Genomic DNA, 19,358 nt, shown 5'->3' on the forward strand with positions numbered 1-19,358 from the left:
ATCATGACAGAATTGCGGCGGGTGTCAATAGTCTATACGATTGGTCGTGTTTAACGGGCCTATTCGTTAACGCGCTGAAGGCATTAGGCGTCGCCCGCTCAGGCGCGGACGAACCCCTTGCTGGCGACCATCAGATTGCGCGTGTAGTCTTGCCTGACGTCGCCCGCCGCCAGCTCCTTCGCCGTCAATCTTTCGACGACGGCGCCATTGCGCATGACGGCCAGGCGCTCGCACATATGCGTGACGACGCCGAGATCGTGGCTAACCATCACGAATGTCAGATTGCGGTCCTTTCGCACCTGTTCGAGCAGATTGAGCACCTCGGCCTGCACGGAGGCATCGAGCGCCGAAGTCGGCTCATCGAGCAGCAGGATGGACGGCTCGACGATCAGCGCGCGGGCGATCGCAACGCGCTGACGCTGGCCGCCGGACAGCTGGTGCGGATAGCGGAAGCGGAAACCGGAGCCGAGGCCGACTTCGTCCAGCGCTCTCGCAATGCGCGTCTCGCCGTCGCCGATCCCGTGGATCGCCAGTGGCTCTAGGAGCAGCCGGTCGATCGTCTGGCGCGGATGCAGGGAACCGTAAGGGTCCTGAAACACCATCTGCACCTGACGATAGAAGGTCTTGCTGCGCTTGGCACCCTTCAACTGCTCGCCGCCGACGCGGATGGCGCCATCGGTGACGGGCGCAAGGCCGGCGACGGCGCGCAGCAGCGTCGATTTGCCGGAGCCGGACTCGCCGACTAGACCGAAGGATTCGCCCTTGTTCACCTCGATACCGACGGCATCGAGGGCATAGTAGCCATCATAGACGACGCTGAGGCCATCAACTGCAAGTGCCGCCGTCATGCCGCCCACTCCGGCTTGCGGTCGAGCACCGGCAGTGGATGCCGGCTTTCGCCGATGATGGGCATGCAGTTCAGCAGGCCGCGCGTATAGGGATGCTGTGCATTGCTCAATTCGGAAGCCTTCAGCTCTTCCACCACCTTGCCTGCATACATGACGATTACGCGGTCGCAGAAGGACGACACCAGCCGCAGGTCGTGCGAGACGAAAATCAGCCCCATGCCGCGCTCGGAGACGAGCTTGTCCATGATCTCAAGCACATCGAGCTGCACCGTGACGTCGAGAGCTGAGGTCGGTTCGTCGGCAATCAGCAGCTCCGGCCCGGCGATCAGCATCATAGCGATCATGACGCGCTGGCCCATGCCACCGGAGACTTCGTGCGGATGCAGGTCGTAGACGCGGCCGGGATCGCGGATCTGCACCGCTTCCAGCATGGCCATGGCACGATCGCGCGCCTCCGCCCTGCTCACCTTCTCATGCGTACGGAGCGTTTCGGTGATCTGCCGGCCGATAGTCATAACGGGATCGAGCGAGTATTTCGGGTCCTGCAGCACCATGGCGATGCGCTTGCCGCGCAGCGACCGGCGCTCCCTCGCCGAAACAGACAATAGGTCGATACCATTGAAATTCAGCCTGTCGGCGGTGATGAGCGCATGCGGCGGCGTCAGCCCCATGATGGCGCGGCCCGTTTGCGATTTACCGGAGCCGCTCTCGCCGACGATACCCAGCCGCTCGCGGCCGAGCGTGAACGAGACGCCACGCACGGCTTCGATGATACCCGTGCGTGTCGGATAGCGAACCCTGAGGTTCTCCACGGTCAAAAGTGTCGTCATTGCCCGCTCTCCTTCGGGTCGAGCGCGTCGCGCAGGCCATCGCCGAGCAGGTTGAAGCCGAGGCTGACGATGAGGATCGCGATGCCGGGCATGGCCGCCACCCACCATTGATCGAGATAGTATTTGAAGCCGCTTGCAATCATGACGCCCCATTCCGGCAACGGGGGCTGCGCACCGAGACCAAGGAAGCCGAGACCGGCAGCCGTCAGGATCACGCCTGCCATGTCGAGCGTGACGCGGACGATTACCGAGGAGATGCAGAGCGGCATGATGTGGCGGAAGATGATGCGCAGAGGCGAGGCGCCCATGAGCTGCACGGCGGCGATGTAGTCTGAATGCCGCACCGTCATCGTCTCCGCCCGCGCCAGACGCGCATAGGGCGGCCATGAGGTGATGGCGATGGCGATGACGGCGTTCTCGATCCCGGCCCCGAGCGCGCCGGCAAAGGCGAGTGCCAGCACCAGCTTCGGAAAGGCGAGAAAGATATCAGTGATGCGCATCAGGATCGTGTCGATCCAGCCGCCCGTATAGCCGGACACCATGCCGATGATCAGCCCGATCGGCGCCGATATGATCGCGACCAGGACGACGATATAGAGAGTCCAGCGCGAACCATAGATGAGGCGCGAAAGGATATCGCGCCCGAGGTCGTCGGTGCCGAGAAGATAGCCCGGCGTGCCGGGCGGCTTCAGATAGGCATTGGTGAGATCGCCGATGACGGGCGAATGCGGCGCGATGACATCGGCGAGCGCCGCCACGAGCACGAGCCCAACGATGATCAGAAGACCGATGACGGCCAGACGATTGGCGGAGAACTGCCGCCAGGTGACGTAGCTGCGCCCTAGTCTCGCCTGCCGGCGCGACTGCGGCCGGTCGGAGAGCAGCCAGTCCCTCAAGCTGGGTTGGGTGGTCTCAGCGGTCGCCGTCATTTACGTCGCGTCCTTGGGTCTAGGGTTCGATAGAGCAGATCGGAAAGCAGGTTGATGCCGATGAAAACCGTGCCGATGATGATGGTCCCGCCCAGAACGGCGTTCATATCGGCATTGCGCAGGGAACTGGTGATATAGAAGCCGATGCCCGGCCAGGAGAACACGATCTCGGTCAGCACCGACCCCTCCAGCAGCGATGCGTAGGAAAGCGCGATCACCGTGATCAGCGGCACCATGGCGCTGCGCAAGGCATGTCCCCAGATCACCCGCATCTCGGAAAGACCCTTGGCGCGGGCAGCAACGATATATTCCTGCCCCAGCTCGTTCAGCATGAAACTGCGCGTCATCCGGCTGATATAGGCAAGCGCGAAGTAGCCGAGCAGGGAGGCTGGCAGGATGATATGGCGAAACACGTCCCAGAAGACGTCCCATTGCCCCTGCATGGCGCTGTCGAGCAGGAAGAAACCGGTGATCGGCGTGAAGGTGTATTCATAGGCGATGTCGATGCGGCCGGGATAGGCCACCCAGCCCAGCTTCGCATAGAAGATGACGAGCGAAACCATCGCCAGCCAGAAGACTGGCACCGAATAGCCGACGAGGCCGATGACGCGCACGATCTGGTCGATGATGCTGTTGCGGCGCACGGCGGCAAGAACACCGAAGGGGACGCCGAAAACCGCGCCGATGATCGTGCCGACCGTGGCAAGCTCCATCGTCGCAGGAAAGACGCGCCGGATATCGTCCATGACCGGGTTGGTCGTCAGCACGGAGGTGCCGAAATCGCCGGTGAGCGCGCTCACCAGATAGAAATAGAATTGCAGATAGAGCGGCTGGTCGAGATGCATCTCGCGCCGCAGACGCTCCAGCACCTGCGTCGGCGCATGGTCGCCGGCAATCGCCAGCGCCGGATCGATCGGGATGACCCTCCCGATGAAGAAGGTGACGGCCAGAAGGCCGAGATAGGTCGTGGCGGCCACGACGAGGAATCGCAGCAGACCCATGAAAAAGGGAGCGGCACGGCCCTTCTTGGGCCGCACCTGCATTTTTCGTTCGACAGTGCTCAAAGAACTAGTCCCGCCGGATCATCACTTAGAGATCGGCCAGACGAAGTTGGTGTCGAAGCTCGGACCGAGCTTGAAATCCTTGATATCCTTGCGATACCCGGCGACTTCCGTCTGCTGGTAGAGGAAGACGAAGGGGCTGGCCTCCAGATATTTCTTCTGGATTTCCCGGTACATGGCTGCACGCTTGTCGGTATCGACCTCGAACAGCGCCGCCTTCGTTTCCTTGTCGAGCTCCGGCGTCGTCCAAGCGTTGCGCCAGGCAAGCGTCTTGTTGGTGCCCGCGTCGGAATTGTCGGGATTGTTCGTGAACGTATCGGCGTTGGAATGGGGGTCCCAATAGTCGTTGCCCCACTGGCCGTAGTAGATGTCGTGATTGCGTGCGCGGTACTTGGTCAGCTTCTGCTTGCCGTCGCCCGGAATGATCTCAACTTTGATCCCGGCCTGGCCAAGCGTCTGCTGGATCGCGGTGGCGATGCCGGTGTCCGGCTCGATGCTGCGCGCGTCCATGGTCACCGAGAAGCCGTTCGGCAGGCCGGCTTTGGCCAATAATTCCTTCGCCTTGGCGACGTCGAGCTTGAACGGATTTTCGTCCAGCGCGCCGAGCAGGCCCTTCGGCTCGAAGGTCTGGTGGATTTCGCCGACACCCTTAATCAGGGTCTTGCCGATGGCATCATAGTCGACCAGATACTTGAACGCCTGCTGCACTTCCGGCTTGGCAAGGTTCGGATTCTTCTGATTGAGGCTGATGTAATAGATCGTGCCCTTCGGCGCATTGGTAGAGGCAAGCTGCGGGTTCTTCTCGACGGCAGCAAGATCGGTCGGCGAGAGATTGCGGGCGATATCGATATCGCCGTTCTCCAGCGCCAAGCGCTGCGCCGAGCTTTCCTTCATGAAGCGGTAGATGACGCGGGCAAGCTTCGGCTTGTCGCCGTAATAATTGTCATTGCGCTCAAGCACGACGGCTTCGTTGGCGCGCCATTCGCGCAGCTTGAAGGGGCCGGAACCGGCAAAGCCGGTCTTCAGCCAGCTATTGCCGAAGTCGTTGTCATATTTGTAGTCGGCCGATGGCGTTGCCGGCTTGACGTGCTGCAGGACCAGCTTCTTGTCGACCACTTCGGCGACCGTCGCCGTCAGGCAGTTCAGCACGAAGCTCGGCGCATAGGGCTTGTCGACGGTGAAGGTGAAGGTGTTCGGGTCGGTCGCCTTGGCCTTTTCCGTCACATTGTCGCCGGTAAGGCCGAACTGGGTGAGAATGAAGGCCGGGCTCTTGTCGAGCTTGACGACGCGCTCGAAGGACCAGGCAACGTCCTCGGCGGTGACCGGATTGCCGGAAGCGAACTTCAGGCCGGGCTTCAGCTTGAACGTGTAGGTGAGGTGGTCGTCGGAGACGGACCAGCTCTCGGCAAGGTCACCCTTGATCTTCGAGGTGTCGTTGATGTCGAGGCGCACGAGCAGGCTGTAGGTGTTGCCGGTGATTTCGGCAGCGGACAATTCGTAGGCCTCGGCCGGGTCCATGCTCAGAATGTCATCGAAGGCAAAGCCTTCGACCAGCGTATCCTTGGGCGTCGCAGCATATGCGTTCGGCGTCGCCATCAGCAGAAGCGAAAGAGCCGCCCCGGCGGAAAGCGCGCGGAAACCGCGGTTCATCTTGGTAATCATCATTGTTTTCATTCCCCTTTTTTAAACTCTACGCAATATTCAGGACGCACTCTAACGGCTGCCTTCCTTCCAGGCGGACGCCAGGACGCGAAGCCAGTTCTCCCTACACAGCTTTACAAGATCGGCTTCACCATAACCAACGTTCCGAAGAGCGGCAATCAGGTTTTGGTTGCCGGCCGCATCGCCGATTTCAGCGGGAATCGTCGCACCATCAAAGTCCGATCCGAGGCCGACGCAGTCGATGCCGACGCGGCTGACCAGATGATCCACATGCCGCACCATCGCCTCGATCGGCGTATCCGCATCCGAGCGCGCATCCTCGCGCAACATCGCCGTCGCATAGTTGAGGCCGACAATGCCGCGGCTCTCCTTGATGGCGTCGAGCTGCTTGTCGGTGAGGTTGCGCGCGACCGGCGTCAGCGCATGCGCGTTGGAATGGCTCGCGACCAGCGGCTGGTCCGAGGTCTTCGCCACGTCCCAGAAGCCTTTTTCGGTGATGTGGGCAAGATCGATGAGGATGCCGAGCCGGTTGCATGCGCGCACCAGCGCGAAGCCGGCCTCGGTAAGGCCAGGTCCGGTATCCGGCGAGCTCGGATAAGCGAAGGGCACGCCATGGGCAAAGACGTTGTTGCGGCTCCAGACGGGACCGAGCGAGCGCAGGCCGGCGGCGTAAAAGGTTTCGAGTGCTGCGAGATCGGCATCGATGGCTTCGCAGCCTTCCATATGCATGACGGCAGCAAAGACACCGCTCTCCATACAGCGGCGGATTTCAGCGGTGGAGCGGCAGAGCTTCCAGGCGCCTTCGCGATCGAGTCGCAGCGCGATCGCCGCCATTTCCAGCGCGATATCGAGGGACGGCGCGCGCTCCAACGGCACCGCCAGTGGCGTGGCATAGTGGCCATTGCCATCCGGCTCGGCAAAGACGAGATCACCAGATGGAATGTAGATGGCGCAAAGGCCGCCGGCCAAGCCACCGGCCTTGGACCGGGGCGCATCGATATGGCCGCTCGTCGTCCCATCCCTGAATTCGGCGATCGGATCGGCGCCGTCGCGAGCATTATGCCAGAGTCTCAGGAGAACATCGTTGTGACCATCGAATACGGCTTGCATTTTCTATCCCGGGTGAAGCGCTCGGGTGGAGCGAATGGAAAGCGGCCAGAATAGAAAAGCTGACAGGATTCGCCATACCCAAATGAAAAAAATTTGCATTTGCATGGAATAGCATCGTCAAGCAGAAAAGGCGGGATAAAAATCCCGCCTTGAGAGCATGCTTTAGAACCTGACGATGTGTCGGGCATTTCAGCGCTTGGCCCGCTTCTTCTGGCGGTAGACGTCGATTGCCACGGCCGCAACGATGATGAAGCCCTTGGCGATTTCCTGGTAATAGGCATCGACGTTGAGGAAGGTGAAGCCGGAGATCATCACGCCGAGGATGACCGTGCCGATAACGGTGCCGGCGATGCGGCCGACGCCGCCGGTGAGCGACGTGCCGCCGATGACGGCAGCCGCGATCGCATCCAGCTCGTAGTTGACGCCCATGCCGGCCTGCGCCGTCTGCACGCGGGCGGCGGTGATGATACCGGCAAGACCGGCCAGAAGCCCTGCAATGGCATAGACTTTGACCAGATGTCCCTCGACATTGATGCCCGAAACGCGCGCCGCCTGCAGATTGGCACCGATCGCATAGGTAAACTTGCCGTAACGCGTGTAGCGCAGCACGATATGGAAGGCGATCGCGATGATCAGGAAGACGACGACGGGCCAGATGCCGGAGCCAATGAAATTGAACTGGTCGGTCAGGCCCGAGATCGGCTGGCCCTTGGTATAGAGCTTCGAAAGGCCACGGGCCGAGACCATCATGCCGAGGGTTGCGATGAAGGGAGGAATCTTCGTCTTCGTGATCAGCTGGCCGTTGATATAGCCGGCCAAAAGCCCGAGCAGCAGGCCGACACCGATCGGCACGAAGAAAGGCATGTCGGTCAGTGCCGGATAAACGGCCCTCGCCCATGTCGACGACTGAGCGAAGCTCGCCGCGACCATGGCGGTCAGGCCGACGACGGAACCCGATGACAGATCGATGCCGCCTGTTATGATGACCTGCGTCACGCCGACCGAGATGATGCCGATGACGGAGACCTGCAGAATCATGATCTTCAGGCGCTGCAGGTTCATCAGGAAGCTCTGCCCCACGAAGATCCAGCCAAGGATCTCACAGAGGAGCGCAATGCCGATCAGCACCAGGAAGATGCCGAGTTCGGGCGGCACACGGCGACGTCTTGGCCGTGTGACTGCAGGGGCGGTCGCATCTGCAACTTTGCTAACCATGGTTCAATCCTCCCTTGCGATGATTGGCGGCGTCACTGCGCGGCCAGCTCCATCACCTTTACTTGAGTTGCTTCTGCGCGATCCAGGAATCCGGTGACCCGCCCCTCGTGCATCACCATGATGCGGTCGCTCATGCCAAGCACCTCGGGCATTTCCGACGAGATCATGACGACGGCGACGCCGCTGCGCGCCATTTCGGTAACCAGGCGATGGATTTCCGCCTTGGCGCCGACATCGATGCCGCGCGTCGGCTCATCCAGGATCAGGATGCGCGGGTTGGTGAGCAGCCATCGGCCGATCAGCGCCTTCTGCTGGTTACCGCCGGAGAGGTTTTCGATGCGCTCGTCGAGATTCGGCGTCTTGACTCGCAATTTCCTGGCCATCTCCTCGCACGCCTGCTCAACCGCGCCCTCCTGCACGAAGCCGCCGCGCACGAAATTGTCGTGCAGCACGGCCACCTGCATATTTTCAAGCACGCTGAGGATGAGAAGACAGCCCGTGTCCTTGCGGTCCTCGGTCAGGAAGGCCATGCCATGGCGGATCGCCGCTGCCGGCGAGGAAATCTCGGCCTTTTTGCCGAAGAGCTCGATCGTACCCGACGAAGCGGGCGTCACGCCGAAGATCGTCTCGGCGACATTGGATCGGCCTGATCCCACAAGCCCGGCAACGCCGAGGATTTCGCCGGCCCTGACATCGAAGGACACATTGAAGAAGACGCCGTCGAGGCTCAGATCCTTGACCGAAAGGACGGTCTCGCCGATCGGCACCTCCTCCTTCGGAAACATCTGCGTGATCTCGCGGCCGACCATCATGCGGATGATGTCGTCGCGGGTCACATCTGTAGAGGCGTGCGTGCCGATATATTTGCCGTCGCGGAACACCGAAAACTCGTCGGCGATCTCGAACAGCTCGTTCATCTTGTGGGTAATGTAGACGATGCCGATGCCCTGTTCACGCAGCCCTCGGATAATCTCGAACAGATGCGCCACCTCGCGCTCGGTCAAGGCCGAGGTCGGCTCGTCCATGATCAGCACGTCGGAATTATAGGACACCGCCTTGGCGATTTCGACCATCTGCCGGCTGGCGACGGAAAGCTCGCGCACCTGGATTTCAGGGTCGATAGAGATGTTCAGGCGCTGGAAAAGTTCCTCGGTCTTGCGGCTCATCTCCGCGTGGTCGACGAAGCCGAAGCGGTTCTTCGGCTCACGGCGGATCCAAATATTCTCCGCAACCGTCATGAAGGGCATCAGGTTCAGTTCCTGATGGATCATGGCAATGCCGTTTTCCAGCGCGTCGAGAGGCGACTTCAGCTGGATTTCGACGCCCTTGAGGCGCACCTCGCCCTGGTCGGGGATGTAGATGCCGGCAAGGATCTTCATCAGCGTCGACTTGCCCGCGCCGTTTTCGCCCATCAGCGCGTGGACCGTTCCGCGCTTCAGGCGGAAGGAAACGTCGTCGAGAGCAAGCACGCCGGGAAATTCCTTGCGGATGCCTTCCGCGCTCAGCAGATAGGCCGCATTGGGGACAGCGCCGCTGGCGCGCACCGCCGCCATGGTGGATGGGCTCACAACCATTTTTCCCTCCCGGGCAGATCGGATTTCAAGGGATGCGGGCCTCCGGCCCGCATCCGTCGATCATTGCGTCATCAGTTCTTCTTGACGAAGTCCTTGACGTTGGCCGGCGTGACGAGCTGGAAGGGGATGTAGACCTTCTTCTCGATCTTCTCGCCCTTGGCGAGCTTGAGCGCGGCGTCGACCGCACCCTTGCCCTGGCCGGCTGCATCCTGGAACACGGTGACCTTCAGGTCGCCGGCCTGCATGGCGGCAAGCGCGTCCTGCGTCGCATCGACGCCGGCAACGACGATCTTGTCCAGCGGCTTGCCCGCGGCCTTCAGTGCCTGGATGGCACCGATCGCCATTTCGTCGTTGTTGGAGATGACGGCATCGAATTCGATACCGCTGGAGAGCCAGTTCGTCATCAGGTCGGCGCCCTGAGTACGCTGCCAGTTGGCGGTCTGCTCCTGAACGATCTGAATGCCCTTGCACTCGTCGGTCGCGACCACATCATGAACGTCCTTGGTGCGCATGCGGGCGGCCTGGTTCGAGAGTTCGCCCATCATGATGACAGCCTTGCCCTTGCCGCCCAGCAATCGGCACACTTCCTTGGCTTCCAGTGTACCGGATTCTTGCTCGTTGGAGGCGACGAAGGCCTGCTTGTCCGGCAGGCTGTCGACGTTGGCCGGCTCGCGGTTGACGTAGATAAGCGGGATCTTCGCTTCAGCCGCCAGCTTGGAGATGGCGGCGGTCGCATCGGTATCGACCGGGTTTACGATGATGGCATCGACCTTACTGGCGATGAAGTTCTGGATCTGGCTCTGCTGCTTGGCGATATCGTTCTGAGCGTCTTCCACCTGCAGCGTCACGCCGCTCATGCCCTTTGCATAATCCTGCATGCCGTTACGCAGGACGGTCAGGAAGTTGTCGTCGAACAGCGCCATGGAAACGCCGATGGTTTCCGCATGGGCGGCGGTCGACAGCATAAGCGCCATCGCAGAGCCAAGGATAAATTTCTTCATGTTTTCCTCCCAGATACGGTGCCCGGCCACACCCCTCCTAATGCCGGAGCCCTCAGTCTCGACCGCAGGGCCTATCATCAATTCGGCCGTCACTCCCATGATGGCGATATTGAAAAACGGAACAAACAAACCGTAAAATTCTTTATGCGGAATATTCATTCCATTTTTCAATGCAAAGGTCAACACCAAATTCTGGTCGCGTTGCGGGAGCCCGCAAAGACGGGTTTTATCGCTGCCACCGCTGTTAAGAATCGAAGGCCGAACCTACATACGGGCGCCCGGAATGACGGAACGGCTATTCCATCGACACGGGAAGAGAATAGAATGCTGACGACCAACCGGCCGCAACGCGGCAAGCAATGGAGAACCCGCATGCCCTCGATGTACAGTTTCTCGGTCCCCATCTTTCAACGCGGCCTCCAAAACCTCTCCGTCTATCTCGACAAGATCGAGGCCCATGCCGCGGAAAAAGGCATTGCGGCGGAGGAGCTCGTTTCCGCCCGCCTCATTGACGATATGCTGCCGCTCTCTGGCCAATATCAGCGCGCATCCGATACCGCGAAGCTCGCCATTGCGCGTCTTGCCGGCATCGATGCACCGCGCTTCGAAGACAATGAGGCGACCGTCGCCGATCTGCGCGAACGCCTGAACAAGACACAGGATTTCCTGGCGACGATCACGCCAGCGACGATGGAAGGCAGCGACACGCGGGAGGTGACGATCACACCCGGCGGCAACAAGATCGTCTTCAAGGGCGAGGATTATCTGGCGAAATTCGCGCTGCCGAACTTCTTCTTCCACGTCACGACGGCGCACGACATCCTGCGCAGCCGTGGGCTGGCAGTCGGCAAGAGTAACTATCTCGGCTCGTTCAGCTAAAGCAATACCAGGAAAAGCGCGCGGCGGTTTTCCGTCCGGAACTGCGTAAACGCAAGTGACAGAAACGACTCAGGGCCGGAGCGATACCGGCCCTTTTTCTGCCAGCTCCGTATAGGCAAGCGTCTGGTCCAGATGCCGGGCACGAAGGGAGAGAAGCTTTTCGGCATAGGCAAGCCTGATCGCCAAATAGGCGCCATCATCGGCGACATTGGACAGCTCCGCCGGATCCTTCGCACGATCGAAAAGCAGCGGCGGAAGACCGGCGCAATGGACGTATTTGAAGCGCTCGTCACGGATGACGGCCAGATTGCACGCATTGGACCGTAAGCCGAAATGCCGCTCGGGAATGCTATCGGCGATATCCCGGAAATCGAACTCCCAGAAGGCCGCATCGCGCCAGTTCCCCGGTTCGTAACCGGAGAGGAACGGCACAAGGCTTTCGCCGTCGACATGGTTTGCCGGCGCTATGCCGAGGCAATCGCACAGGCTCGGGAAAATATCCGCAGCACTGGTAAAATGCTCCACCTGGCGGCCATGCGTGCCAGGCTGGGCGGGATCGCGAATGACGAGCGGAACATGATAACTGCCGTCGAAGTAGCCACCCTTGCCGAGCATCCAATGATCACCCATCATCTCGGCATGGTCCGAGGTGAAGATGATCAGCGTATCGTCCCACACCCCGGCATCCTTCAATGCCTGCCAGATGCGGCCAAGCTGCGCGTCGACTTCGGCGATCATGCCGTAATAGATGGCGCGGATCGCTGAAAAATCCTCGGACGCCCACTCGCTGATGGAGCCACTGCCGCCATGGATGAATCCGCCTTTGTCGATCAGCGGCAGGCCGAAGGAAAGCAGCGGATGCGATGCCATTTCCGCTTCGCGATCGGCGGCGCGAGCGAAAGCCGGACCATCGTCGGCAGAGAACATGCGGTTATAGGGTTCCGGCACCGAGAAGGGCGGATGCGGCCTCAGCAAGGAAACATGCGCGAACCAGGGCTGATCCTGCTCCCCGAGCCAGCGGATGAATTCGCCCGCCAGGAAGGCCGTCTGCGTATCGTCCTTGGAATAGGCCGGCGCGTTGCTGGAAATCTCGCCGGGCGCGGCGCCGACGGGAATGTGGATATCGCGGCTGACGGCATCGGCATGACCACGCGACCGCAGCCACGATAGCCATTGCTTTTCGTGTTCCGGCAGAAGCTGCCGCGCCGTAAAGCCGGGCAGCACACCCTCATAGGTCGTCAGATGCGGATCGTGGGGATCACGGCCACGCGGATCGGGTGCGGTGTCCGTATAGCCGAAGAGCGTCGGATCATATCCGGCCCGACGCGCCGCAAGCGCGACATTGTCGAAACGCGCATCCAATGGCGAGCCATTGCGGCAAACGCGATGGTTCATCTGGTAAAGGCCGGTATAGAGCGTCGCACGTGCCGGCGAGCACGGCGCCGCACCGGCGTAGTGCCGCCGAAACAGCACGCCTTCCTGCGCCAGCGCATCGACATTCGGCGTCCTGACGCATTCATGACCGACGGCGGAGAGACAGTCTCCCCGCCATTGATCGGCCGAGATTAGCAGGACGTTCGAACGTTTGCCCCCAACACCAACGAAAGACCGCTGTTCAGTGCTGGTTGGACTTGGCATGCCAATTCCAGGCGGATTGAATGATCTCGGTCAGATCATATTGTGGCGACCAGCCGAGAATATCGCGCGCCTTGTCGTTGTTGGCGACCAGCGTCGTCGAATCGCCCTCGCGGCGGCCGACATATTCGACCGGGAAAGGCCGGTTGGATACGGTCTCGATCGTTCCAAGCAGCTCCTTCACCGTGGTGCCGGTACCGGTGCCGAGGTTGAGCGCGACTGAATCGCCGCCACGCAGCAGATATTCCACGGCGCGGACATGGGCGTCGGCAAGGTCGAGCACATGGATGTAATCGCGCACGCACGTGCCGTCGCGGGTGTCATAATCGCTGCCGAAAACCTTGAAGCCCTGCCGCCTTCCGAGCGCTGCATCGATGGCGAGCGGGATGGCATGGGTTTCGGGCGTATGCCACTCGCCGATGCGCCCCTCGAAATCGGCGCCGGCAGCGTTGAAATAGCGCAGCACGACGGAGCGCAGGTCCTTGTACTGGTCATAATCCGCCAGCGCCTGCTCGACGATATATTTGGTGCGACCGTAGGGATTGATCGGCACTTGGCGATGGCTTTCGTCGAGCGGCACGCTCTGCGGCAGGCCGTAGGTTGCGCAGGTGGAGGAAAAGACGAAGGCCTTCACGCCAGCCGCCTGGGCTGCCGAAAGCAGGGTCAGCGTACCGATGACGTTGTTTTCATAGAAGGAAACTGGATCCTTGACCGACTCGCCAACTTCGATCAGCGCGGCGAAATGCAGGATTGCCGCAGGCTTGTGCTTGGCGAGAACCTCGTCGAGACGCGCGCGATCACGAATATCGCCTTCCTCGGCCGGACCCCATTTGACGAATTCGCGGTGCCCATTGGAAAAATTGTCGTAGACGACAGGCTGAAAACCCTTGTTCGCCAGGTCCAGACATGTATGTGAGCCGATATAGCCGGCTCCGCCTACCACAAGCACCGTTTCTCCTGCCATGATCATCCCTTCTTGACTCACAAGGATTTGCCGCCCCAAACGCGACGGACCAGTTCGATCCGAGGCGTACACTTAGAGAGCTGTAACCGACTTGCAAGGCTGGAGAAAGGCGCAAGATCGGCAGGATCAAGAATGGAAAGAGGCAACAAGCTAAGCCGGCTTCGTCTCCGCCCTGCCGGTGTGCATGAGAATTCCGGCCAGCGCCAGAACCGGCGGCAGCAGGAAACAAGCCATGCCGACGAACAGAAAAAGGGCTGCCGCCAGCGCACAACCGAAGGCAAAGCCGCCGACAGAAACGCCCATGCGGGCAAGCCGTGCTTTCATCGCCGCTTTCTCCTCGGGCGTGCCGCCGCGAAGCAGATCAGCGATATCGATCATAATCTGGGTCGTCGTACCCGTCATCATTGTCGTCGGTGGCGTCGAGCCGAGATGGATGCGGTGTGCTGTCGTCTGGATGGCCATGGCGGCGACAAGCGTCATGCCAGTCAGAAGCGGCTGCCAGCCATCCCCGTCGCCAAACGGGCCAAAGTACAAAGCGAGGATCGCCGCGAGTATCAGCAACAGGAATTTTAGCGTAAGGATGATCTGCAGCGTCGGCAGATTGCGCCGCGAGAGATCGCCGCCGACGAGACGCGCTAGAATGACAACGACGCAGAAAACCGGCAGCGCCAAAAGCTTGGCCAGAGCGCCCGAGGTTCCGAGCGCCAGGGAAGCGCCGAGTGTGACGAAATTACCCGTGACATGCGCCGTGAACAGCCCATGCAGGGCAAGAAAACCGGCAGTGTCGACATAACCGCCATTGATGCTCAGAAGGGTAGGCAGGCTCGGCTTCATCGGCTCCTCGCGCGCTTCGATCGTTTCCGACCTTATCGCGCCTAATAACTTCCGATGTCGAGACATTTGCGCGCCCGCGAAGCGAAACATCGCCGTGCAACACCGATCAGACCGCGCAGGCATACCCAAGACGTGCGACCGCTCGGCAGACCCTGTTTCTGTGTGGCGACGACAGCAGCCAGATGGCGGCCGATGGCGGCGCTATTTCCACGCCCTAGCAGGTTAGCGAGACACCTGCTTACGATTGATCGGAAGGAATCCCAGTCGGTAGTCCGGATCCGCCACCGGCGAGTACACCGATCAACCACTTGATGCTGAGCCTGTCGCTATCTCACTGGCAATTTATATATTACTCCGTGAGACAGATCCATGGCAGCGATTGAGGCACGATGGCAATACGGCACGCTTGCCTGGTAACAGCTGCTCTCTGAAACCGATCGACTCTCTCCTTCCGATCTGCAACGTCAGCCCCATGTTCGGATTGATACGAATACAGCTGCGACAACCCAACGCCTGATCGGCGAACGCTGTCGTATTGTCCTCGTCGAAGGCTCTGAACATGGAAGATCCCAATCACATCAACGTGCCTGCCGTATCCGAGATTTCCTTCAGCTCCGACGACCTGGAGGTCCTCCGGAGAGTAGAAATATCGGGGCAACCAGCACTTCCTGCTTTCGCCGCACTGCCGGACCTTCACGCTTAAGACCCTCCGCAAGGCCACCGAGGAAGACGCCTTCAAGACGTTCTGCTTGATCCGCTGGCCGGAGAAGCTCCTCTACGACCCGCATCCGTAACACCCTCTAAAAGCTACGCTTTCAGACTACCTGGTCATGGAATGGGAGTCTGGTGGTGGGCCCTGCATAATTGCCAAAATCTCTGGACGTTCTCAGCGATCAACACCACGGGCACGGTTGATCGCTCGACGTTGGCGCTCAGCGATAATCTCTTCTGCCCTATCTATAGCGACGGCACGCTGGACCGTGCGCAATTGCCGAAGGATGGCTTTGAAGACTGATTGCTGAGACTTTGGGACCATGTTGGCAACATCGGTCTCGCTGCGCAAAATTACACCCGGTCCGAAGCGAGCATCAAGTGCTTTGCTGACAAGAGAAAATTCCTGGCGGACATCTGGTGACAAAGATCCAACCAATCGTGCCAGCTCGCGCGGGTTATTCTCCGTCTCGGACGTGATGTGTCGCAGCTCAGTCTCGGCAATTCTCGTCAACGCTGGAATAGGTATCGCCATCCGTTCCCGCTCGATCATGACCGCCGATTTTTGGTTTTCAAAAGCGCTCAAGTAATATCGACCAAGAGAGTGAATATCAGCGCCAACTGCGTTAACCGCCTGCAGCGCTTTCCTGCGTTCGCGGCCACCAGCGAGCAGCTTATCCATCGTCCTGCTGCTACCGCGCAAAGGGCCATAGGCCGTTGGCTCCGTGGCGACGGCACGCGCAATACGCTCAGGTTCGATCTGCTTGTGCACCAGATCTTCGATCATCATCACGGCGGCTGCGGGATCGCGCCAGATCACGGACCCAGTCGCAGCGAGTGCTGCTCTCACCTGCTTGTAATGCTCAGTCTCGGTCACGCGCTTGCGTGCCTCCTCATCGAGGCTTGCCTTGAATTTCGTGACCGCTGGCAACATTGCAGGAGATGCGAGTTGGGCGAGACGCCCATCTTCCGCAATTGATCGGCTAAAGGATTTCCCAGCGGGCAATAGACTGGAAGCATCTGCGACCGAAGCGGGCAACTCGTCTTTGTAGTGTGTCGCGTGAACAGCAGTATTTCGCCCCGAAGTTTCGATTGCCATACCGAAGGACACGTTCGCCCGCTGCCAGAGCCGCGCTATATAATCCCGTTGTATGGCGAGCCAATTGGATAGACGCTCAACCTGTGCCTCGACGGCGTGACCATAATCCGCGATGGCGTCGATACCGCGCCGCGTTGCGAAATCGAAAGCCACGGATCTATAAGACGCCTCATTTTCGAAATCGAGCGTCGTCGTCTTTTCGCCGGGGCGCGACAGTCGTTCGACGAGTTCCACAAAGAGCGCTGGTCGACGACGTCCGGCGGCGAGTTGCTCTGTCCGATCCTCGGCCTTATCGATTGAATATGCTGTCCAGATATTGCGTTCGACAACACGATCCTCAAAGTGCCTCGCGCCCGTTTCCTCATCAACGACAGGCACTTTGGCGGTAACTTTTTCAGTTCCATCCTTGCGCATGGTCACTGTATCGCCGACCCCCACGCCGGCCTCCTGAAGCGCCTTGGGCAGACTGACGCCCCAAAGGCGATGCGTGGTTCCATCGTTCGTTCTGACGTCGACATAAGGAGAAGGACCTGCGTCGTCCCGCTTGCGAAACTTCGCAAGCCCAGTTTCAACAAGCTCGCCGGTGATGCCAGCGGCATATTCGACGCGTGCCGGCTTGCCCCATTCGATCTTTGGCTGAAAATCTTCCCTTGCCGCATAAAGATCGACACGCTCGCGATGACGCGTCATGGCAACATATGTCAGGTGTCGGTCCATCATTCCTGTTGCCAGCACGAAAGCGCGGTCGAAGGTCGATCCTTGGGTCTTGTGAATCGTCGCGGCATAGCCATGGTCAACATTGCGATAAGTGTCTTCGGCGAACATGACGTCCCGACCACTGTCCAACCGAACGATAAGAAATGGTTTCCCACCTCGGTCCGCTATCGATATCACCGTTCCAAACATGCCGTTCTTGACATGCTGAACAGCTAGGTGAGGGGCCCTTGGTTCGACGAACCGCGCATTTTCCAGGAAGATGATCCGATCTCCCTCGCTAAACTCACGTCTGCCGCGCTCTGTGCGAAACGACCTACCCTCCCCAAGCGCATTCTGTTGCAACATGACCGCACGGATCGCGTCGTTGAGGCGTCTCACCTCGCTGTTGGTGTGGGCGAGAACCATCAACTCGTCGCCACGCAACTTACGACCTTCCACCTCCGCCTTGGCAATGGCATCGAGGCGAGCGCTGGCCCAGTCGGAGACGATGCGTTGAACCGCATCATTGCGCGTGTCACTTTCGAGGAGATGGCCATGGGCGCTGTAGGCACTCAAGGCTTTCTCAACATTTCCACGGGCAAACAGACCAGACGCCCCTCGCGCCCATTCGTGTCTCTGGCGGCGAACGCCGACCAATTCGGCAAAGCCGATGCGCTCGACGATGGCACGGAAGGAAGCCCCCGCCTGGATCGGCTGAAGTTGCATCGCGTCGCCGACAAGAACTGCTTTCGCGCCGGCATCCTCGACGCGTTTGAGAAGACGCGCCATCTGTTCCGACGATACCATGCCAGCTTCGTCTAGAACCAACACGTCGCCCTTCTGCAGCTGGTCATAGCCGTTTTTCCAGGCAAGCTCCCAAGCGGCAATCGTACGCGAACGGATCCCGGAACTATCATTCAATGCCTCCGCCGCCTTGCCGGCGAGCGCTGCTCCGAGGACGCGCCTGCCGTCTCCTTCCCAGGCGATACGTGCCGCACTCAGCAACGTCGATTTGCCAGCGCCCGCGATACCGACGACTGCGGCAATGCCGCTATCGGCCGTGATATGTCGAACCGCATCGACCTGCTCAGCGTCTAGCCGAATGGCCTTGTTTGGCGCGGCCTCAATCTCAGCTATCGCAGCATCAACTTGGGATGGCGATATCGCGAAGCCACCGATGTTCGAGAGATTGAATGCCGATCGCGCCATGTGGAATTCGGTTCTGATCGTCGCGCGCGTCGTGAAGACTGCCGGCAGCTCGACACCACCAGTTTCCGCACTCACTTGCTGCGGCCGCAGCATTACCAAATCATCCGACGCCATCAGTTTTGCGCGGATATTGGCAAAGAGGATTGGATCATCAACGTGGCGGTGCAGGGCACGGGCGATCTCTGCTTCATCGAAAGTCGAGCGCTCGTTGCTGAGCTGCCTAAGCAATAGGCCGGGGTCGGCAGCGAGGCGATCCGCCGTCTCGTGACGCTGCGCCAATGCTGCAGGGGCGAAATAGACATCGGCGCCCTTGCGGAGACGTGCCGTGCGGGCGGGACCGAGACGGCGCTGCCCCATTCCCCGCAATCCCTGCTCCTCGTAGGAGCGGCCGTCTATGCGGATATCGTGACCGGCAAGTGCCAGATGGCGCGTTACCGTTTGAGCCCAGGCAAGCTTCCACTCCACCATCGTTTCCTTGTTGCCTGCCCACGGACGGTAAACGTTTGCTCCTTTCGGCCTATCGAGGGTTTTGCGGCGCAGCGGCTCGCCCCTGTCGTCGACGATAGCGACGTACTTCGGCCCAAACCCTTCCGCGGTCAGTGGACGCAGCGTGGTCATAACGTGGACATGCGGATTGCCCTTCTTGTCGTGATAGACCCAGTCTGCCACCATCCCGCGCGACAACAGGTTCTCGCGAACGAAGTCATGCACGAGGGCGATATTCTCCGTCCTGCTGAGCTCGTTTGGAAGCGCAAGGATGATCTCGCGGGCAAATTGTGCATTACGCTGGGTCTCGAAACAATCGACAGTATTCCAGAGCGCTTCACTGGCGCCGGCAACCGATCGTCCGTCGATTAAAATTTGCAACCATGCCGGCGTGTTCTCGGGCAGAGCGAGTTCCTCGTGGACGAGTTCGTCCGCCCGTGCGGAGTAGCGAAACTTAGTCCCCACCTGCTCATCCATCATCTTGGTACGATGACGATAGGCGGCAGCCGAGACAATGTTCTGTCCCGCTCCGCGGCTGATCATTTTCGCTCTCAAAAACATAATAGCCATATTTGACTCTATCTTTTATGGCACCTCAGCATCGCGGATGTCGAG

Annotated in this window: 14 protein-coding genes; 1 reads left to right on the forward strand and 13 read right to left on the reverse strand. The window is 60.1% G+C overall.

What is annotated here, in order from left to right; genetic code table 11:
- Nucleotides 1-98: 98 nt before the first annotated feature.
- From HGP12_RS11430 to HGP12_RS11470, 9 genes are all read right to left on the reverse strand, one after another.
- On the reverse strand, nt 99-848 hold the full coding sequence (locus HGP12_RS11430; RefSeq protein ID WP_168839704.1) for an ABC transporter ATP-binding protein: 750 nt from the start codon (nt 846-848) through the stop codon (nt 99-101).
- The gene (locus tag HGP12_RS11435; protein WP_168839703.1) at nt 845-1,678 is read right to left on the reverse strand and encodes an ABC transporter ATP-binding protein; all 834 of its coding nucleotides are present in this window, start codon (nt 1,676-1,678) and stop codon (nt 845-847) included. The genes HGP12_RS11430 and HGP12_RS11435 overlap by 4 nt, the downstream gene beginning before the upstream one ends.
- The gene (locus HGP12_RS11440; RefSeq protein WP_168878795.1) at nt 1,675-2,607 is read right to left on the reverse strand and encodes an ABC transporter permease; all 933 of its coding nucleotides are present in this window, start codon (nt 2,605-2,607) and stop codon (nt 1,675-1,677) included. The genes HGP12_RS11435 and HGP12_RS11440 overlap by 4 nt, the downstream gene beginning before the upstream one ends.
- Nucleotides 2,604-3,671, reverse strand: coding sequence for an ABC transporter permease (locus tag HGP12_RS11445; RefSeq protein ID WP_168878796.1), 1,068 nt, complete (start codon nt 3,669-3,671; stop codon nt 2,604-2,606). The genes HGP12_RS11440 and HGP12_RS11445 overlap by 4 nt, the downstream gene beginning before the upstream one ends.
- A 21-nt stretch (nt 3,672-3,692) precedes the next feature.
- On the reverse strand, nt 3,693-5,333 hold the full coding sequence (locus HGP12_RS11450) for an ABC transporter substrate-binding protein (protein WP_168839700.1): 1,641 nt from the start codon (nt 5,331-5,333) through the stop codon (nt 3,693-3,695).
- Between the two features lie 48 nt (nt 5,334-5,381).
- Nucleotides 5,382-6,440: a dipeptidase gene (locus tag HGP12_RS11455; RefSeq protein WP_168878797.1), complete on the reverse strand. Its 1,059-nt coding sequence runs from the start codon at nt 6,438-6,440 to the stop codon at nt 5,382-5,384.
- A gap of 189 nt (nt 6,441-6,629) precedes the next feature.
- Nucleotides 6,630-7,655, reverse strand: coding sequence for an ABC transporter permease (locus HGP12_RS11460; protein ID WP_168839698.1), 1,026 nt, complete (start codon nt 7,653-7,655; stop codon nt 6,630-6,632).
- Between the two features lie 32 nt (nt 7,656-7,687).
- Nucleotides 7,688-9,229 carry a sugar ABC transporter ATP-binding protein gene (locus HGP12_RS11465; protein ID WP_168839697.1) on the reverse strand — a complete coding sequence of 514 codons (1,542 nt, stop codon included), beginning with the start codon at nt 9,227-9,229 and terminating at the stop codon, nt 7,688-7,690.
- Nucleotides 9,230-9,300: 71 nt separating this feature from the next.
- Nucleotides 9,301-10,230, reverse strand: a complete 930-nt coding sequence (locus HGP12_RS11470) for a sugar ABC transporter substrate-binding protein (RefSeq protein WP_168839696.1) — start codon at nt 10,228-10,230, stop codon at nt 9,301-9,303.
- A gap of 372 nt (nt 10,231-10,602) precedes the next feature.
- Here HGP12_RS11470 and HGP12_RS11475 point away from each other — a divergent pair, with 372 nt between their 5' ends.
- On the forward strand, nt 10,603-11,109 hold the full coding sequence (locus HGP12_RS11475) for a DUF1993 family protein (RefSeq protein WP_168878830.1): 507 nt from the start codon (nt 10,603-10,605) through the stop codon (nt 11,107-11,109).
- 69 nt (nt 11,110-11,178) lie between these two features.
- On the opposite strand, the gene HGP12_RS11480 is transcribed toward HGP12_RS11475, so the two are convergent.
- The 4 genes from HGP12_RS11480 to traA form a co-directional block, all read right to left on the reverse strand.
- Complete coding sequence (locus tag HGP12_RS11480) at nt 11,179-12,747, reverse strand: alkaline phosphatase family protein (protein WP_168878798.1); 1,569 nt, start codon at nt 12,745-12,747, stop codon at nt 11,179-11,181.
- Nucleotides 12,725-13,708: a UDP-glucose 4-epimerase GalE gene (gene galE, locus HGP12_RS11485; protein WP_168878799.1), complete on the reverse strand. Its 984-nt coding sequence runs from the start codon at nt 13,706-13,708 to the stop codon at nt 12,725-12,727. Before galE ends, HGP12_RS11480 begins: the two co-directional genes overlap by 23 nt.
- Before the next feature lie 150 nt (nt 13,709-13,858).
- On the reverse strand, nt 13,859-14,542 hold the full coding sequence (locus HGP12_RS11490) for a YoaK family protein (RefSeq protein ID WP_168878800.1): 684 nt from the start codon (nt 14,540-14,542) through the stop codon (nt 13,859-13,861).
- An 886-nt stretch (nt 14,543-15,428) separates the two neighbouring features.
- Nucleotides 15,429-19,313, reverse strand: a complete 3,885-nt coding sequence (gene traA, locus HGP12_RS11495; RefSeq protein ID WP_168878801.1) for a Ti-type conjugative transfer relaxase TraA — start codon at nt 19,311-19,313, stop codon at nt 15,429-15,431.
- Nucleotides 19,314-19,358 lie beyond the last annotated feature (45 nt).

This window comes from Rhizobium sp. P28RR-XV, from assembly GCF_012641385.1.
In the GTDB taxonomy this organism is placed as follows: domain Bacteria; phylum Pseudomonadota; class Alphaproteobacteria; order Rhizobiales; family Rhizobiaceae; genus Rhizobium.

Excerpts from the sequence above, each read along its gene's own strand:
- HGP12_RS11475 (WP_168878830.1), top strand. The coding sequence starts at position 10,603 with ATGCCCTCGATGTACAGTTTCTCGGTCCCCATCTTTCAACGCGGCCTC.
- HGP12_RS11450 (WP_168839700.1), bottom strand. The coding sequence starts at position 5,333 with ATGATGATTACCAAGATGAACCGCGGTTTCCGCGCGCTTTCCGCCGGG.
- traA (WP_168878801.1), bottom strand. The coding sequence starts at position 19,313 with ATGGCTATTATGTTTTTGAGAGCGAAAATGATCAGCCGCGGAGCGGGA.
- HGP12_RS11430 (WP_168839704.1), bottom strand. The coding sequence starts at position 848 with ATGACGGCGGCACTTGCAGTTGATGGCCTCAGCGTCGTCTATGATGGC.
- HGP12_RS11470 (WP_168839696.1), bottom strand. The coding sequence starts at position 10,230 with ATGAAGAAATTTATCCTTGGCTCTGCGATGGCGCTTATGCTGTCGACC.
- HGP12_RS11465 (WP_168839697.1), bottom strand. The coding sequence starts at position 9,229 with ATGGTTGTGAGCCCATCCACCATGGCGGCGGTGCGCGCCAGCGGCGCT.
- HGP12_RS11435 (WP_168839703.1), bottom strand. The coding sequence starts at position 1,678 with ATGACGACACTTTTGACCGTGGAGAACCTCAGGGTTCGCTATCCGACA.
- HGP12_RS11490 (WP_168878800.1), bottom strand. The coding sequence starts at position 14,542 with ATGAAGCCGAGCCTGCCTACCCTTCTGAGCATCAATGGCGGTTATGTC.
- HGP12_RS11480 (WP_168878798.1), bottom strand. The coding sequence starts at position 12,747 with ATGCCAAGTCCAACCAGCACTGAACAGCGGTCTTTCGTTGGTGTTGGG.
- HGP12_RS11440 (WP_168878795.1), bottom strand. The coding sequence starts at position 2,607 with ATGACGGCGACCGCTGAGACCACCCAACCCAGCTTGAGGGACTGGCTG.
- HGP12_RS11455 (WP_168878797.1), bottom strand. The coding sequence starts at position 6,440 with ATGCAAGCCGTATTCGATGGTCACAACGATGTTCTCCTGAGACTCTGG.
- galE (WP_168878799.1), bottom strand. The coding sequence starts at position 13,708 with ATGGCAGGAGAAACGGTGCTTGTGGTAGGCGGAGCCGGCTATATCGGC.
- HGP12_RS11460 (WP_168839698.1), bottom strand. The coding sequence starts at position 7,655 with ATGGTTAGCAAAGTTGCAGATGCGACCGCCCCTGCAGTCACACGGCCA.